The organism is Myxococcus sp. AS-1-15, from assembly GCF_020037055.1.
Taxonomy (GTDB): domain Bacteria; phylum Myxococcota; class Myxococcia; order Myxococcales; family Myxococcaceae; genus Myxococcus; species Myxococcus fulvus.
Window position 1 is genome coordinate 549,970 of record NZ_JAIQDF010000004.1, and the last position, 17,014, is coordinate 566,983.

General features: G+C 70.2%; 12 protein-coding genes. 6 read left to right on the forward strand and 6 right to left on the reverse strand.

Annotated elements, in window-relative coordinates; all coding sequences use genetic code 11:
* Nucleotides 1-59 precede the first annotated feature (59 nt).
* Together K8625_RS15410 and sthA are read left to right on the forward strand one after the other, a co-directional pair.
* A complete protein-coding gene (locus K8625_RS15410) occupies nt 60-1,853 on the forward strand; it encodes a prolyl oligopeptidase family serine peptidase (protein ID WP_223783117.1) in 1,794 nt (597 codons plus the stop codon).
* Between the two features lie 43 nt (nt 1,854-1,896).
* Complete coding sequence (sthA, locus tag K8625_RS15415) at nt 1,897-3,303, forward strand: Si-specific NAD(P)(+) transhydrogenase (RefSeq protein ID WP_223746565.1); 1,407 nt, start codon at nt 1,897-1,899, stop codon at nt 3,301-3,303.
* 6 nt (nt 3,304-3,309) lie between these two features.
* Here sthA and K8625_RS15420 read toward each other — a convergent pair whose 3' ends face one another.
* Together K8625_RS15420 and K8625_RS15425 are read right to left on the reverse strand one after the other, a co-directional pair.
* Nucleotides 3,310-3,648, reverse strand: a complete 339-nt coding sequence (locus K8625_RS15420; protein WP_223746564.1) for a hypothetical protein — start codon at nt 3,646-3,648, stop codon at nt 3,310-3,312.
* Nucleotides 3,649-3,669: 21 nt separating this feature from the next.
* On the reverse strand, nt 3,670-4,032 hold the full coding sequence (locus tag K8625_RS15425) for a nuclear transport factor 2 family protein (RefSeq protein ID WP_223783118.1): 363 nt from the start codon (nt 4,030-4,032) through the stop codon (nt 3,670-3,672).
* Between the two features lie 213 nt (nt 4,033-4,245).
* Here K8625_RS15425 and fusA point away from each other — a divergent pair, with 213 nt between their 5' ends.
* Entirely contained in the window at nt 4,246-6,360 is a 2,115-nt protein-coding gene (gene fusA / locus K8625_RS15430; RefSeq protein WP_223746562.1) for an elongation factor G, read from the forward strand.
* Between the two features lie 83 nt (nt 6,361-6,443).
* On the forward strand, nt 6,444-8,375 hold the full coding sequence (locus K8625_RS15435) for an ABC-F family ATP-binding cassette domain-containing protein (protein WP_223783119.1): 1,932 nt from the start codon (nt 6,444-6,446) through the stop codon (nt 8,373-8,375).
* 188 nt (nt 8,376-8,563) lie between these two features.
* On the opposite strand, the gene K8625_RS15440 is transcribed toward K8625_RS15435, so the two are convergent.
* Nucleotides 8,564-11,020 carry an ABC transporter permease gene (locus tag K8625_RS15440; protein ID WP_223783120.1) on the reverse strand — a complete coding sequence of 819 codons (2,457 nt, stop codon included), beginning with the start codon at nt 11,018-11,020 and terminating at the stop codon, nt 8,564-8,566.
* A 297-nt stretch (nt 11,021-11,317) separates the two neighbouring features.
* On the opposite strand from K8625_RS15440, the gene K8625_RS15445 reads away from it, so the two are divergent.
* Nucleotides 11,318-12,229 (forward strand): flagellar motor protein MotB, encoded by a 912-nt coding sequence (locus tag K8625_RS15445; protein ID WP_223783121.1) that lies wholly within the window; start codon nt 11,318-11,320, stop codon nt 12,227-12,229.
* Nucleotides 12,230-12,232: 3 nt separating this feature from the next.
* On the opposite strand, the gene K8625_RS15450 is transcribed toward K8625_RS15445, so the two are convergent.
* The 3 genes from K8625_RS15450 to K8625_RS15460 all read right to left on the reverse strand — a co-directional run bounded on the left by K8625_RS15450 (nt 12,233) and on the right by K8625_RS15460 (nt 16,091).
* A complete protein-coding gene (locus tag K8625_RS15450) occupies nt 12,233-14,134 on the reverse strand; it encodes an OPT family oligopeptide transporter (RefSeq protein ID WP_223783122.1) in 1,902 nt (633 codons plus the stop codon).
* Nucleotides 14,135-14,260: 126 nt separating this feature from the next.
* Entirely contained in the window at nt 14,261-14,746 is a 486-nt protein-coding gene (locus K8625_RS15455) for a peptidylprolyl isomerase (protein ID WP_141331737.1), read from the reverse strand.
* Nucleotides 14,747-14,813: 67 nt separating this feature from the next.
* Nucleotides 14,814-16,091 (reverse strand): dicarboxylate/amino acid:cation symporter, encoded by a 1,278-nt coding sequence (locus K8625_RS15460; RefSeq protein WP_223783123.1) that lies wholly within the window; start codon nt 16,089-16,091, stop codon nt 14,814-14,816.
* Between the two features lie 105 nt (nt 16,092-16,196).
* On the opposite strand from K8625_RS15460, the gene K8625_RS15465 reads away from it, so the two are divergent.
* On the forward strand, nt 16,197-16,835 hold the full coding sequence (locus K8625_RS15465) for a hypothetical protein (RefSeq protein WP_223746555.1): 639 nt from the start codon (nt 16,197-16,199) through the stop codon (nt 16,833-16,835).
* The last annotated feature ends 179 nt before the right edge of the window (nt 16,836-17,014 follow it).

The window sequence follows — 17,014 nt, forward strand, 5'->3', positions numbered from 1 at the left end:
GCGCTCAGACTCGCGAGGGCCCCACCCCTCACGGGGTCCTCTCACAGTCGAGGCGTTCCATGCCCGGGTCCCGCCCGTCGTCGTGTCAGCGCATCTTCCTGCTGGCCCTCTTCATCACGCTCCCCGTCGCGGCCGCGCCCGCGCCGGAGCCGGCCACGCTGCTCGCCGAGTTGCGCGAGGTGACGAAGCATGACGCCACCGCGCCGCTCGACGTGAAGAAGGTCCGCGAGCAGAAGCGCGGAGACGTCACGGTGACGGAGCTGACCTATGCCAGCCCCAAGGGCGGACGCGTCCCCGCCTTCCTCGTCACCCCACCGGGCCCAGGTCCCTTCGCGGGGCTCGTGTTCCTGCACTGGGGTCAGGGCTCGAAGAACGAGTTCCTCGACGAGGCGCTCTCCCTCGCGCGCTCCGGCGTGGTGTCGCTGCTCGTCGATGCACCGCACGTGAGGCCCGAGCCCTGGCGCGGCTCGCTCCGGGGCGCGGCGCTGTACCCCACGCACCTCCAGACGCTGCTCGACGTGCGGCGCGGCGTGGACCTGCTCGTCAGCCGTCCCGAGGTCGACGCGAACCGGCTCGGCTTCGTGGGCCACAGCATGGGCGCCATGGTGGGTGGAGCGCTGGCCGGCGTCGAAGCCCGCGTGCGCGCCTTCGTGCTGATGAACGGCGTGGGCGACTACTCCAAGAGCATCCTCACGCTGGAGCGCGAGAACGAGAAGAAGCTCGCCGACGCGATGTCCGAGCAGGACTTCGCCGTGTTCGCCCGGAAGATGGCGGCCCTCGACGGCGTGGTCGGTGTCGGCGCCGCGAGTCCCCGGGCCCTGCTCTTCCAGTACGGCCGCTCGGACCCGTGGGTCACGCCCGAGCAGGTCCGCGCCTTCATCGACGCGGGCACCGAGCCCAAGCTCGCCCGGTTCTACGAAGGCGCGCACGAGCTGGGTGACGCCGCGCGAAGGGACCGGGCCCAGTGGCTGCGCATGCACCTGGGCTTCGGCGAGGTGCCCTCCTACGGCCCGCCCATGTTCTTTGCGCCCGCGCTGCCCGCGTCCCTGGACACGCCGGTGCCCGAGTGGGCCAAGGCCCGCCCCGTCCTCACCATCCCCGGCATGGAGGAGGTCCAGGTGCGCCGGGGACTGACGTACACGCGCATGGGCAACCGCGACTACAAGCTGGACCTCTACATCCCGGATGCCATCTCCCAGGGCCCCGTCCCCGTGGTCGTGCTGGCCCACGGCATGCTGCACCCGGGCCTCACGCCCTTCGTGAGGGACCTGCCCGCCTTCGCCGGACAGGCGCGCTGGGTGGCCGCACACGGCTACGCGGTGGCGCTGGTGGAGCTCGGCTCACCGGCCACCGGCGCGGAGCCCGCCCAGTGGTACACGCGCGTCGCGGACCTCCAGAAGCGCCTCGACTCGGCGCTGGCCTTCGTGCGCAAGCAGGCCGCCACCGAGAAGCTCGACGCGAGCCGCGTCTGCCTGATGACAATGTCCGCGGGCGGGCTCTGGGGCCTGTCGCCCGCGCTGCGCAAGGAGCCTCCCGCCTGGCTGCGCTGCGCGGTGGCGTGGTACCCCTTGCTCGACGCTCCGGGCGTGAGCCCCTCGCCGCTCTCTGCCCTGAAGGCCACCAACGCGAAGAAGGTGCCGCCCCTGCTCGTGCTGCGCGCGGGCCAGGATGCGCCGGCGCTCAACGCCGCGCTCGATGACTTCGTGAAGGAGGCCCGGACGCGAGGTGCGCCCCTCACACTGCTGGAGCTGCCCGAGGGCCACCACGGCTTCGAGCTCACGGACGACGTCGAGAGCGCTCGGGAGCTGATGCGGCAGACCGCTCTCTTCCTCGAGGAGCACCTGACACGGTGAGTTCGCTTCAAAGGGTGCGTGGGGTCGCGTAGTTTGGGGTCCTATGAGGGACTTCGACCTGGTGGTGATTGGCTCCGGCCCGGCCGGTGAGTGGGGGGCGGTGCAGGCGGCGCTGGCGGGCAAGCGCGTGGCGGTGGTGGAGCGTGAGCCCGTGCTGGGTGGAACCGCGGCCAACACCGGGACGCTGCCGTCCAAGACGCTGCGCGAGACGTCGCTGCACCTGTCCGGCCTCAAGGCGCGAGGCCTCTACAGCGTGGAGACGACGCTGCGCCACGAGGCCACCGTCTCCGACTTCCTCTACCGCGAGCGCCGCGTGAAGGGCATGGAGCGCGAGCGCATCGCCCACAACCTGGAGCGCCACGGCATCCAGGTGTTCCAGGGCAACGGCACGCTCCTGGACGAGCACACCGTCGTGGTGCGCCGCGCGGGCGCCGACGACGTGCGCCTCACGGGCGCCTTCATCCTCGTCGCCACCGGCTCCAAGCCCTACCGGCCTCCGCTGTACCCCTTCGGCGACGTGCGCGTGCACGACTCGGACGAGGTGCTGGAGATCGGCCAGCTGCCCAAATCCCTCGTCGTGGTGGGCGGCGGCGTCATCGGCTGTGAGTACGCGTGCATGTTCGCCGCGCTCGGCATCCCCGTGACGCTGGTGGAGGTGAAGCAGGAGCTGTTGTCCTTCCTCGACGACGAGTTCTCCGCGCTGCTCGCCCAGCGCATGGAGGCGCTCGGCATCCGCCTGCGCTTCGGCCAGACGGTGGAGAAGGTGGACGTGCCCGCCGCGTGCGAGGTCCCCATCCGCCTGACGCTGTCCTCGGGTGAAGAGGTCTCCGCGGACCAGGTGCTGGTGGCCTCGGGCCGCTCGGCGAACACGGACGGCCTGGGGCTCTCCGAGCTGGGCGTGAAGCTGGGCTCCCGGGGACAGGTGGAGGTGGGCCCGGGCTTCCAGACCGCGGTGCCGCACATCTACGCGGTGGGAGACGTCATCGGCTTCCCCGCCCTGGCCTCCACCTCCATGGACCAGGCGCGCGTCGCGGTGGAGCACGCCTTCTGCCTGGGGGGCCCCCTGGCCATCGCCACCGTGCTGCCCTACGGCATCTACACCATCCCCGAGGTCTCCACGGCGGGCGAGACGGAGGAGGGCCTGCGCGCCAAGGGCATCCCCTACGTGGCCGGCCGCGCGCGCTTCGCCACCAACCCGCGCGGGCAGATCATCGGCGAGACGCACGGCCTCCTGAAGCTGCTCTTCCACCGCGAGAGCCTCAAGCTGCTGGGCGTGCACGTGCTCGGCGAGCAGGCCTCGGAGCTGGTGCACATCGGCCTGGTGGCCATGCTCACCGGCTCCACCGCGCGGCTCTTCCTGGAGACGTGCTTCAACTACCCGACGCTGTCGGAGGCCTACAAGTCGGCCACCTTCGACGCGATGGACCGCCTCAAGCGCGGCCTCGTCTGAGCGCGCTCAGCGGCGCTGGGACTTCGGCGCCGCGCCAGCCCCCTTCAGGCTGCCCACGGTGAGCCCCGACGGGCCCGGCGCCGCGCGGTGGACGTCATCCGCCGAGGCCCGGGCCAGCGAGGACTCGGGGGACTCGCCCGCGGCGGAGCGCCCGCCGCCCTTGCCGCTGGCGCCGCGCAACAGCTCCCGCGCGCGCTCCCAGCGGACCTTCTCCTCCGCCATCAGTCGCGTCAGCTCCTCGCGGGCCTGGGGGTCCTCGAGGCCCGCCGCCGCGGCGGCCACCTTGTCCAGGAACGGGAGCAGGTAGCCGAAGTCCTTGTCGAAGGCGCTGGGGTTCGTCGCCATGGGGGCACCCTATCCCGGTCTTCAGCCGTGGTACACGCGCGAGGCGACGATGCGTCCACCCTTCACCTCCAGCACCTCCGCCACCGGCATGGGCTCCTCGCCGGGCGCGTGCCGCAGGTACTCCATGAAGACGCGCTCGCCGTCCGCCGTCAGCGCCGTCTCCTCGTAGCGCAGGCCAGGCAGCCGGGCGATGGCCTCCCGCCACCACTTCGCCAGGGCCGGCCGGCCCACCAGCTTCCCGCCCGTCTCCGGGTGCAGGACCCTGATCTTGGGCGAGGTGTGCGTGCAGGCCTCGGCGTACAGCGCCACCAGCCCCTCCACGTCATGCGCGTTGAAGGCGGCCAGCCAGGCCCGGGCCACGGAGAAGTTTTCGCTCGCGCTCATGGTTCTGAAACCCTCGGAAGAATTCGGTGACAGTCTCTCGACAGCGAGAGTCCAAGCCGCCTCTTATATAAGGTAGGGCCCAGATTGTAGGACAAGGTAGGAGTATTGGACTCCACCGTCATGCGGATTTGGCTGGAAACCAAGTCCCGTGGGAAGTAAGGGCCCCGCCTGCTCTGTTCCGTCAGGCACATTCAAGAAAAGAAGGACCGGATCGTGGCCGCCAACGCACCCATCGAGAAGATTCGTAACATCGGTATCTCCGCCCACATCGACTCGGGCAAGACGACGCTCTCCGAGCGCATCCTGTTCTATACGGGCAAGATCCATGAGATCCACGAGGTCCGCGGCAAGGACGGCGTGGGCGCGATCATGGACTCGATGGACCTGGAGCGTGAGAAGGGCATCACCATCCAGTCGGCCGCGACGTACGCGATGTGGGGCGACTTCAACATCAACCTCATCGACACGCCGGGACACGTGGACTTCACCATCGAGGTGGAGCGCTCCCTGCGCGTGCTGGACGGCGCCATCCTGGTGCTCTGCTCGGTGTCCGGCGTGCAGTCGCAGTCGATCACGGTCGACCGGCAGATGAAGCGCTACCGCGTTCCGCGCATCGCGTTCGTCAACAAGATGGACCGCGCCGGCGCGAACTATGACCGCGTGGCCGCGCAGCTGAAGGAGAAGCTGTCGCACCACCCCGTCAAGCTGCAGATGCCCATCGGCGGCGAGGACCGCTTCGAGGGTCTGATCGACCTCATCCAGATGAAGGCGTTCTACTTCGACGGTGAGAACGGCGAGAAGATCCGCGAGGAGGAGATCCCCGCGAACATGCTGGAGGACGCGAAGGAGCGCCGCCAGCAGATGATCGAGGGCGTGGCCGAGGTCGACGACCAGCTGGGCGAGCTGTTCCTGTCGGACGCCGCCATCCCGAACGACGCCATCATCGCCGCCGTCCGCCGGGCCACCATCGGCCTGAAGATGACGCCCGTGATGTGTGGCTCCGCCTACAAGAACAAGGGCGTGCAGCTGCTGCTCAACGCCGTGTGTAACTTCCTCCCGAACCCCAAGGAGGCGACCAACAAGGCGCTGGACCAGAAGAACAACGAGGCGGAGGTCATCCTCGAGTCGGACCCGGAGAAGCCCTTCGTCGGTCTGGCGTTCAAGCTGGAGGACGGCCGCTACGGGCAGCTGACGTACATGCGCGTCTACCAGGGCCGCGTCACCAAGGGCGACTTCATCGTCAACCAGGTGAACCAGAAGAAGGTCAAGGTGCCGCGCATCGTGCGCATGCACTCCAGCCAGATGAACGACATCAACGACGCGACGGCCGGCGACATCGTCGCGCTGTTCGGCATCGAGTGCGCCTCCGGCGACACGTTCACCGACGGCTCGGTGAACTACACGATGACGTCCATGCACGTCCCGGACGCGGTGATTTCGCTCGCCGTGGAGCCCAAGGACCGCTCGGCGCTGCAGAACTTCTCCAAGGCGCTCAACCGCTTCACGAAGGAAGACCCCACCTTCCGCGTGCACCGCGATGAGGAGTCCGGGCAGACCATCATCCGCGGCATGGGTGAGCTGCACCTGGAGATCTACATCGAGCGCATGAAGCGCGAGTACCAGTGCGAGGTGAAGGCCGGTAAGCCGCAGGTGGCGTACCGCGAGACCATCAGCCAGAAGGGCGAGTTCGCCTACACGCACAAGAAGCAGACCGGTGGTTCCGGTCAGTTCGCGCGCGTGTGCGGCTACATCGAGCCCCTGCCCTCGGACGCGGTGCAGCAGTACGAGTTCGTGGATGACATCGTCGGTGGCTCGATTCCGCGCGAGTTCATCCCCGCGTGCGACAAGGGCTTCGCCGAGGCCGTCAAGAAGGGCAGCCTCATCGGCTTCCCCGTCGTCGGTGTGCGCGTGGTCATCAACGACGGCGCGTTCCACGCGGTCGACTCGTCCGAAATGGCGTTCAAGACGGCCGCCATCATGGGCTTCCGCGAGGGCTACGCCGCCGCCAAGCCCATCATCCTCGAGCCGATGATGAAGGTGGAGGTCACGGCGCCCGAGGACTTCCAGGGCTCCGTCGTCGGCCAGCTCAACCAGCGCCGCGGCACCATCCTCTCCACGGAGACCGCCGAGGGCTACGTGACGGCGGTGGCCGAGGTTCCGCTGAACACGATGTTCGGCTACTCCACGGACCTTCGCTCCGCGACGCAGGGCAAGGGCGAGTTCACGATGGAGTTCGCCAAGTACACGCCGGTGCCGCGCAACGAGTCCGAGGCCCTGATGGCCGCGTACAAGGAGAAGCTCGCGGCCGAGCAGGCGGCGCGCAAGTAGTCCGCGCCTCCCAGGCGTCCAGGTTGTAAGGAAGGCGCTCCTCTTCAGTGAGGGGCGCCTTTCGCCTTTTCGGGAGACTCACCGTGACGCTGCTCCGTGCCGCCAACGTCCAGCTCAGCTTCGGCAGCCGCACCGTGTTCGAAGGCCTCACCGTCACCATCGAAGAGGGTGAGCGGGTGGGCCTGGTCGGCGTCAACGGCTCGGGCAAGACGTCGCTGATGAAGATCTTGGCGGGCGCGGCGAAGCCGGACACGGGGGAGCTGCAGCTGCGCCGTGGAGCCCGGGTCACCTACCTGCCCCAGGAGCCGGAGTTCGCGGAGGGCGCCACGGTGGCCTCCGAGCTGTCCGTGGCCCAGGGGCCGCTGCGCGAGGCGCTGGCGGCCCAGGCGGAGCTGGCGAAGAAGCTGGAGTCCTCGCCCCCGGAGGCCCACGAGAAGCTGATGGAGCAGCTGGCGGCGCTGTCGGACCGCATCGAGCAGCTGGGCGGCTGGGACACCGAGCACCACGCGAAGACGCTGCTGGACCGGCTGGGCGTGAAGGACTGGGACCGGCCCGTGGCGCAGCTGTCGGGCGGTCTTCGCAAGCGCGTGGCCATCGCCCGGGCGCTGCTCACGCGTCCGGACATGCTGCTGCTCGACGAGCCCACCAACCACCTGGACGCGGACACGGTGGACTGGCTGGAGGAGGAGCTGGACAAGCTGCCCGGGGCGCTGCTGCTCGTCACGCACGACCGCTACTTCCTGGACGGGCTGGTGGACCGCATCGTCGAAATCCAGCCGGGCGCGGGCGTCACGTCGTATCCGGGCAACTACCAGGCGTACCTGGAGCAGAAGCTGGTGGCGCAGGAGAACGCCGAGGTCGCCCAGCACAAGCGCGAGCGGTGGATTGCGCAGGAAGTGGCGTGGCTGCGCCGCGGGCCCGAGGCGCGGCGCACCAAGAGCAAGGCGCGCATCGAGCGGGCGCAGAAGCTGATGGCGGAGAAGGGCTTCCAGCGCCCCAAGGTGGCGGACCTGCGGGTCATCGCCGCGCCCCGGCTGGGCCACACCGTCATCGAGTCCGAGGGGCTGACGAAGGCCTTCGGCGAGCGCAAGGTGCTCGACGGCGTGGACTTCCGGCTGCAGCGCGGCGAGCGCGTGGGCCTGGTCGGCCCCAACGGCGTGGGCAAGACGACCTTCCTGCGCGTGCTGTTGGGCGAGCTGCCCCCGGACGGCGGCAAGCTCGTCATCGGGAAGAACACGAAGGTGGCGTACTACGACCAGAACCGGGCGCAGCTGGATCCGGAGATGACGGTGTACGACGCGGCCTCGCAGGGCGAGGACTGGGTGGACCTGGGAGACCAGAAGGTCGCGCTGCGCGACTACCTGGACGACCTGCTCTTCCCGGTGCCCATGCAGCGGATGCGGGTGAAGGCGCTGTCGGGCGGCGAGCGCAACCGGTTGCTGCTGGCGCGGCTGTTCCTGGAGGGCGCCAACGTGCTGGTGCTGGACGAGCCGACGAACGATCTGGACATCGTCACGCTCAACGTCCTGGAGCGGCTGCTGCTGGACTTCGGGGGCAGCACGCTGCTCGTGACGCACGACCGGTACTTCCTCGACAAGGTGGCCACGAGCATCGTGACGTTCGACGGCAACGGCCGCGTCACGCGCTACGAGGGCAACTACACGATGTACCGGCGGCTCAAGGAGCAGTCGGACGCCATGGCCGCCGCGGAGGCCGCCAAGGCCGCGCCGAAGAAGGTCGAGCCCGCCGCCCCCGCCCCCGCGCCGAAGGCCGCGAAGAAGCCGGGCAAGCTCTCCTACAAGGACCAGCGCGAGCTGGACGGCATGGAGGCCGCGATTGAAGCGGCCGAGACGCGCAAGGCGGAGCTGGAGGCGCAGCTGGCCGACCCGACCATCTACAGCAAGAGCGGCAAGGTGGCGGAGGTCCAGAAGGAGCTGGACGCCGCCGTCGCCGAGGTCGACCGGCTCTACACCCGGTGGCAGGTCCTCCAGGACCTCGCGGGCACTGGGGCCTAGTCACCCCATTTGCCGGCGCGCGAAGTCCGCCCTTGAATCCAGGGGCTCCCGTGCGGAGCCATTCCTTCCCTCCCAGGGAGTCCCTGACATGTCATTCATTCATTTCGTGCCGCCCGGTGTGCCGGGTGTTGTCACCGTTGTGTCTGCTGTTGGCGTGGGGCTGTCGTCCGGAGGAGGGCCCTGCCGGCTCAGTCGTACCGGAGCGCGATGATGGGGTCCACGCGCGAGGCCCTGCGCGCGGGCAGCCACGTGGCGACGAGGCCCACGGCGAGCAGCGCCAGGGGCGCGAGGAGGAAGGCCCACGGGTCCAACGCGCTCACCCCGTGCACCAGCCCGGACACCACCCGCGTCAGCGCCAGCGCGCCCACGAAGCCCAGGCCCACGCCCGCGCCCACCGAGCCCAGGCCCTGGAGGAACACCAGCCGCACCACCTCGCCGCGCGTGGCCCCCAGCGCCAGGCGCACGCCCATCTCCCGCGTGCGCTGGCTCACCAGGTACGACAGCACGCCGTAGATGCCCACGGCCGCCAGCCCCAGCGCCAGCGCCGCCATCAACCCCAGCAGCACCATGTTGAAGCGCTCGGAGCCCAGCGTGCGCGCCACGTGCGCGTCCAGCATCAGCGTCTCCGACACGGGCTGCCGCGGGTCCACCGCCCACAGCTCCTTCTGCACGGACGCCACCACCGCCGCGTGACTCCCGGGCGACTTCACCACCAGGTTGCGCGGCAACATCCGCACGAGCAGCTCGTTGAGCCTGCGCGTCACCTGCCCCGTCGGCACGTACAGCACCGCGGGCGCCTCCTGGTCCAACCCCCGCTCACGCACGTCGCGCACCACGCCCACCACCCGGCGCGGCGTGTCGTCCCGGAGCGACGGCACCGAGTGCGCCACCCGGATGGACTTGCCCACGGGGTCCTCGCCCGGCCAGTACTTGCGCGCGGCCGCCTCGTTGATGACCACCACCGGCGCCGAGCGCGACGTGTCCGTCTCCTCCAGCCACCGCCCTCCCACCAGCCCCAGCCCCAGCGTGCGCGCGTAGCCCGGCGACACCGGCCGGTACTGGCCGAAGCCCACCCCGGGGCCGTCCTCGCGGCCCTCGTACTTGCCCTCGATGGCGAAGCCCATGCTGGAGCCCATCTCCATCGGCAGCGTGGGCGTGGAGCCCACCTCCACCACGCCGGGCAGCGCGCGCACCCGCTCCTCCACCTGGCGCAGGAAGCGCTCCACCGCCTCCGGCTCGCCGTAGCGGCCCTCCGGCAAGGACAGCCGCAGCACGTGCACGTCCGTCGCGTCGAAGCCGGGCTTGACCTCCTGCAGCGCACCGAAGCTCCGGATGAGCAGCCCCGCCCCCACCAGCAGCACCACCGCGAGCGCCACCTGCCCCACCACCAGCACCTTGCGCGTGCGCCCCGCCCCCGCCCCCGCCGTCGCCCGCTGGGCCCCCTCGCGCAGCGCGTCCTGGAGCCTGGGCCGAGAGGCCTGCCACGCCGGGAGCAGCCCGAAGAGCAGCCCCGTCACCACCGACAGTCCCAGGGAGAACAGCAGCACCGTGCCCTCCAGTTCCACCTGAGTCCCCGGCGTGAGCAGCTCCGGCGGCGCCAGCGACAGGAGCGCGGGCAGCGCGCTCGACGCCAGGAACACCCCCAACCCGCCGCCCACCAGCGACAAGAGCAGGCTCTCCGTCAGCAACTGCCGCACCAGCCGCCGGGGCGCCGCGCCGAGCGCCGCGCGCACCACCAGCTCCCGCTGCCTCGCCGCGGAGCGCGCGAGCTGGAGGTTGGCCAGGTTGACACACGCGATGAGCAGCACCAGCCCCACCGCGCCCAGCAGCACCCAGAGCGCCAGGCGCAAATCCCCCGCGAGCGCCGCCCGCAGGTCCACCGCGCCGAAGAACTCGTGGGCGCGCATCAGGTGCGGCTTCTGCGCCGTCAGGCGCGCGCTCAGCGTCTTCAACGCGGCCTCCACGCCCTGGGGCGACAGCCCGTCACGCACCCGCCCGGTGACGAACAGGAAGTTGGAGGCCTCGTTGTTCGTCATGTCCAGCTGCAGCGGCGTCCACAGCTGCGCCTCCGCCGGGAAGCGGAACGACTCCGCCGCCACGCCCACCACGGTGTAGGGCTCGTCGTTGAGCGTGAGCGTGCGCCCCACCACGTCCGGCGCCCCACCGAAGCGGCGCTTCCACAGCCCCTGGCCGAGCACCACCACGCGCGGCCCCCCCGGGACGTCCTCCTCCGGCAGGAAGCCGCGCCCCAGCTGAGGCCTCACGCCGAACGTCTCGAAGAAGTTCCCCGTCACCCGGACCCCCGCCAGCCGCTCCGGCAGCCCGTCCCCCACGAGGTTGAAGCCCGAGGGCAACATCTCCGACGCGGAGACCTGGGAGAAGGGCGAGCCCTCCGACGTCAGCCAGGCGTAGTGGGCGATCGCCAACGTCGTGTTGGGCCCGTCCGCGTCCCGCGCGTCCACCCGCACCAGCTGCTCGGAGCGGGGATAGGGCAGCGGCCGCAGCAGCACCCCGTGCACGACGCTGAAGATGGCCGTGTTCGCGCCGATGGCCAGCGCGAGAGTCAGCAGCGAGACGGCGGTGAACCCCCGATTCTTGAAGAGCAACCGGACGGCGTAGCGGAGATCCTCGAGAAGGACGGCCACGGATGACTCCTTGGGCGGGAATGAGAAATCCTACGCCCGGCCGGCGCCTGCGATTGCACGGTGTTTTGCTTTCCCATGATTGGGATACGCGTGCGCGGGATTGGGACTTCACGGCAAGCCCCGGAGAATCGGGACGAATCGCGCGTCAAGTCGTTCCACGCGGAGGCTCAGGGATACTTTCCCGGGATGAGGCACCTGGGCGTGAGCTTGCGCATCCCCTCGGCGCCATGCGACTCGTTCGTCTTTGGAGCTCACGGCTCACGTGTGAGCTGTCATTCCATCCTTCAAGGAGTCGTCGTGTCGTTCCGGCCCGCGTTCGCGTTGCTGTCGGCGCTGTTCACCCTCGCCCTGGTGCTCCCCTCCGCCGCCTCCGCCCAGGCGAAGACGCTGCCGACCTTCAATCTGCAGCGGATGGAGCTGGACCCGGCGGGGCTCGGCTCGCTGGTGGTGAGCACCGGTCGCACGCTGCCCGCGGGCCTGGTGCGCGTGGGCGTCCAGGGTCACTACGAGCAATTGCCCCTCCACTTCCAGACGCGCTGGGAGCCGGGCGGTGGCATGGGCCTGGTGGAGAACAAGTTCACCATGGACCTCACCGCGGCCATCGGCGTGACGGACTGGCTCCAGGTGGACGCGGAGGTGCCCTTCATCGTCACGCAGGGCGGCTCGAAGCACCTGAACGTGAACGCCCCCGAGGGCCAGGGCCTGGGCTCGCCGTGGGTGGGCGCGCGCGCGGCGCTCCTGCGGCCGGACTTCGGCTTCCAGGTGGCGCTGGATGTGTCCGCGGCGATTCCGGTGGGCAGCAAGGCGCTGCTCGCCAGGGACCGGTACGCGGTGCACCCCAGCCTCCAGCTCGGCTTCCTGGCGGAGACGTGGCAGCTGGGCCTGGAGACCGGCGTCCTGCTGCGAGACAAGCAGGACCTGGGCCCGCTGTCGGGCACCAGCGTGGACGTGGTGGGCAACGAGCTGCGGCTGGGCGGCACCGTGACGTCGCGCGCCGGAGACCTCACGCGCGGGGAGATCAGCATGCTCGTCGGCGTGCCGCTGCAGGGCGGTCAGGCGGGCGCGGAGCTGCTGGTGGCCATCCGCCGCCACACCACGTCCTGGATGGACCTGTTCGTGATGGGCGGCCCGGGCGTGGGCGCGGGCCTGGACACGCCCACCTTCCGCTTCGTGGCCGGCGCGTCGTTCGCCACCGGCCGCGTGGACTGACGCCTACTTGGGCATCACGCCGAAGGCCTTCGCCATGGCGATGGCGATGCCCAGCAGGCTCTCACCCGCGATGAAGCCCGAGGAGACGGGGAGCACCATGTCCTCGGCCAGCTTGGGCTTCTTGCGGCGCAGCACCTCGGCGATGGCCGAGCCCAGGAAGAAGGCGATGGAGCTGGAGGCCGGGATGACGATGGCCAACCCGAAGCCCGCCGGCGAGGGGATGTAGCCCTTCAGCTTCGCGGGCGCCCAGCGCTCCAGCAGCACCAGGCAGATGCCCAGCGTCGCGCCGCACAGCGCCCCCCAGCGCGCGGTGACGGGCATCGCGGAGACGCCCGTGGCCAGGAGCTTGGACACGCCCGCCCACACCATGGTGGCCGGCGCGGGGAACTCCTCGGTGCCCAGCGCCTCCGCGTTGGGAATCAGCAGGTTGAACACCGGCACCACCACCGCCGCGCCCGCCACCACGCCGAACAGCTGCGCGACGAACTGCTGACGCGGGTTGGCGCCCAACAGCCACCCGGACTTCAGGTCCGTGAGCAGGTCCGCCGAGTGCAGACCCACGCCGCCGGTGGCGTTCGCGCTCATCACGTTGGCGGGGATGTTCCCCGGCGCAAGGCCTCCGAAGATGAGCTGCGTGACGGGACCGAGCGCCTTGGTGGGCGTGGTGTCCGTCTCGCCGGTGACGCGGCTGGCGACCACGCCCATCACCACCGCCAGCGGCATGGCCAGCACGCCCGCCCACCACGGAATCTGGAACAGGTACGCCATCAGGAAGATGGCGATGGGCCCCAGCACCGCGAAGCCCAGCGGGAACCACGACGGCGGACACTCGATGCCGGCCAGCGGGTCCGTCTCCTCCTGCTGCGCGCCCTTGCCCCGGAACAGCCCCGACAGCGCCTTGAACGAGCGCGCCACGCTGCGCCACTGGAAGGCGAACGCCAGCAGGCCCGACGACACCAGCAGCGCCGAGCCCGTCCACACCATCCAGCTGTTGATGGCCTTGTAGGTGATTTCGGGGATGGAGCCCTGCGTCACCATCGCCGGGGCCAGGAAGCCGTACGACAGCACCGCGCCCAGGAACATGGACCAGCCGGTGCGGAAGCTCACCAGCGCGCCCGCGCCCACCAGCAGCAGGCTGAAGTCGAGCGACATCGTCCACGCCGAGGCCTTCTTGCCCAGCATCGTGAAGGGCAGGCTCACCTTCTCCGGGATGTTGGTCAGCCACGGGAAGCGCGCGTCACGCACCAGCACCAGCAGCGCGCCGACGACGCCCGCGCCCGTGAGCAGCCGCGACTTGCGCCGCGCCACTTCACCGTGGCCGTGCAGCGCGCGGATGGTCTCCGCGGTGGCGGTGCCGGTGGGGAACGGCAGCGCCTCGATGTTGATGAGCTGGCGCTTGATGGGGATGGCCGCGAAGACACCCAGCGCGGAGATGACCGCGAACCACACCACCAGCCAGCCCGCGGGCGGCAGCGTGCCGGTGAGCATCAGCAGCGCGGGCACCGCGGCCATGTTGCCGCCGCCCGTCATGTACCCGGCCGCCGAGGCCACCGAGCCCATGGCGTTGTTCTCCAGGTCCGTGAAGTCGTTCTTCAGCACGCGCAGCGAGCGCAGCGTGCTGAACACGGCGAAGGCCAGGATGCAGGCGGTGATGGTGACGCCCAGGCTCCAACCCGTCTTGAGGATGACGTACAGGTTGGACAGACACATCACCGCGCCAATCAACATGCCCGCGATGACGGCGCGCACGGTGAGCTGCCGCGAGCCGCCCTGGTAGACGTGTTTGAGCCAGTACAGCTCCGGGTCCTTCTCCGCGGACGCCCCGGGCTCGTCGGCGTTGGCGTCGGTGGGCTGGAGGCGGAGCCCCGTGGGGCTCGGTGTCTGTTGGGACGGGGACTGGCTCATTGGGGGCGAAAAGATAGTGCACGGCCCCCGCTGTCACGAAGCACGGACTCCAGCAGGCAAGCAAAAGGGGCGGGGTACTCCTGCCCCGCCCCTTCGCTCGTCGCCGCAGGGCGTCACGCCCTGGGGTCAGCCGTGGTCGTGCCCGCCCGGCCCGTGGACGTGGCCGTGGGAGAGCTCCTCGTTGGAGGCCTGGCGGACCTCCTTCACGGTGACGTCGAAGTGCAGCGTCTTGCCGGCGAGCGGGTGGTTCAGGTCGATGACCACGTCGTCGCCCCGGACCTCGGAGATGCGCAGGGGGATGTCACCCTGGTCCGTCTGCGCCATCAGCGTCTGGCCGGGCTGGGGCACGAAGCCCGCGGGGAGCATGGCGCGAGGCACCACGCGCACGCCCTCGGGATCATGCTCGCCGTAGCCCTGTGCGGGCTGCACCACCACCTGCTTGCTGTCGCCGGTGGACAGGCCCTCCAGCGCGCCCTCCAGGCCGGGGACGATTTGACGGTGCCCGTGCAGATAGGCGAGCGGCTGGCCGGGCTCGCTCTGGTCGATGACCTGTCCATCACCGAGGTGCAGCCGGTACTCGAGCGAGACGATTGAATCCTTGGCGACCCTCATGCGGGCTCCTTGGGTGCGACGGTGGGACGACTCCGCGGAGAAGGATGGGGATGGGTTCATCCCGATGTCAGGAGGTGGAAGGCCCCGCTGCCCGCTCCACGTCCGTGCGAGCGGGCGGCTCTCCGCGCGCCACGTACACGGCGGCGGCCAGGTCCCCGGTGACGTTGAGCGTGGTGCGGCACATGTCCAGGAAGCGGTCCACGCCCAGCACCAGGCCCAGCCCCTCCACCGGAATCTTGAACATGGTGAGGATCATCGCGATGACGGGGATGGAGCCTGCGGGCACGCCCGCCGTCCCGATTCCCGCCAGGATGCAGATGAACATGATGAGCGCCTGCTGCGACAAATCCAGCGGCACCTCATAGACCTGCGCGAGGAAGAGCACGGTGACGCCCTCGAACAGCGCGGTGCCGTTCTGGTTCATCGCCGAGCCGGCCGTCAGCACGAAGCGCGACACGTTGGGGGGCAGCTTGAGGTTCTCCTCGGCGACCTTGAGCGCGGTGGGCAGCGTGGCGCTGGAGGAGGACGTGGAGAACGCGGTGACGATGGCCAGCCGGCAGTCGCGGAAGAACTCGATGGGATTGCGCCCTCCCAGGAAGCGCACCGACAGCGAGTACACGATGAACATGTGGACCGACAGCGCCAGCAGCACCGTGCCCACGTAGGCCGCCAGCTGCTGGAGGATGCCCAGCCCCAGCCTGGCCGTCATGGCGAACAGCAGCGCGCCGACGCCGTAGGGGGCAAGCCGCAGCACGCCGTCGATGAGCTTCATCATCACGTCGTAGAGGCCCTGGAGGGTCTCCTTCAGGCGCTGCACGCCCTCGGTGGGCGTGAGGGCCACGCCCAGGCCGAAGATGAGCGAGAAGACGATGAGGCCGATCATGTCCCCGTCCGCCGCGGCCTTGAGCGGGTTGGTGGGCACCATGGACATGAGCACGGCGCCGAAGGACGTCTCGGACGGAGGGGGCGCGGCCTTCACCTGGGTGCCGCCCCGGGCGAGCGCGCGGGCCTCCTCGCTCAGGCCGTGGCCGGGCTGGATGACGTTGACGAGCACCAGGCCGATGAGCACGGAGATGGCGGAGAACACCACGGTGTAGCCCAGCGTGCGCGCGCCCAGCCGGCCCACCTGCCGCAGGTCCAGCTCCGCCACGCCCATGACGAGGGCCGCGAACAGCAGCGGCACCACGAGCATGAGGAGCAGGCGGATGAAGATCTGCCCCACGGGGGAGGCCACGTTGTTGACGGCCCAGTCCAGCCAGGGTGCACCGCCCGCGAGGGCATTCGCGCCGAGCCCCGCCACCGTGCCGGTGACGATGCCGATGAGCATCTTGTGGTGAGCCTTCATCGCGCAATCTCCGCGTCCTCCCGGCGGGAGGGCAATGGGGCGCGCAGCCTACTGGCAAAGGAAGGTGGCGCCCACCCTCCGCATGAGACAAAGCTGCGCCTCGCCGTGGAAACCCTCGTCCAGCTCACCGAAGCCGCCGTGCCCCCCGCCCTCTTCCGCCGGCTGCTGCGGCGCCTGGGAGTCCTCGGCCGCGAGCGGCTGAAGGACACGTACCAGACGACGTTCTGGTACGACTTCGGCCCGCCGACGAACGTCGTGGAGGACATCGTCACCGCGCTGCGTCCGGCCATCGCCGGCCGGCGGCGCATCGCGGGCGTGGAGTGGTGGCTGTCGCGCATGTACCCGACGGACGTGCGCGTGGACTTCCATCAGGACCGGGACGAGAAGCTGGCGCTGCGCACGGGGAAGCTGGTGCACCCGCGCATCGGCTCGGTGCTCTTCCTCAACCGCGTGCGCGGCGGCGCGCTGGTGGTGACGCGCGAGAAGCCGGACGAGTCCAACCCGTCCCTCGCGCCGTCGCGGCTGGACACCGCGGACCTGGTGACGCCCAGGCCCAACCGGCTGGTGGTGTTCGACGGCTCGCTCACGCACGGCGTGCTGGACGCGCGGAACCAGGTGCCGGACGGGAAGCTGCCGGGGCGCTCGCGGCTGCGGCGCACGCTGGTGATGAACTGGTGGGGACACCGTCCCACCGACGTGCCCCGCTGGTCGGAGACGAAGCTCTACCGGGCACTCGGGGGCTGACGGCGCGTGAGCAGAGGACGCGCCGACCTCGGCGATTCGAGACGCGACGCTGCCGGACGCTGCGGCGCGTGATGCGGAGGACGCGCCGCTCCTCGCGGCATGCCCCGAGGGCTCGAGGCGCGACGCGACCGGGTGATGAGTCGCGTGATGAACATGGGCCGCGCCAGGCCCCGAGGATT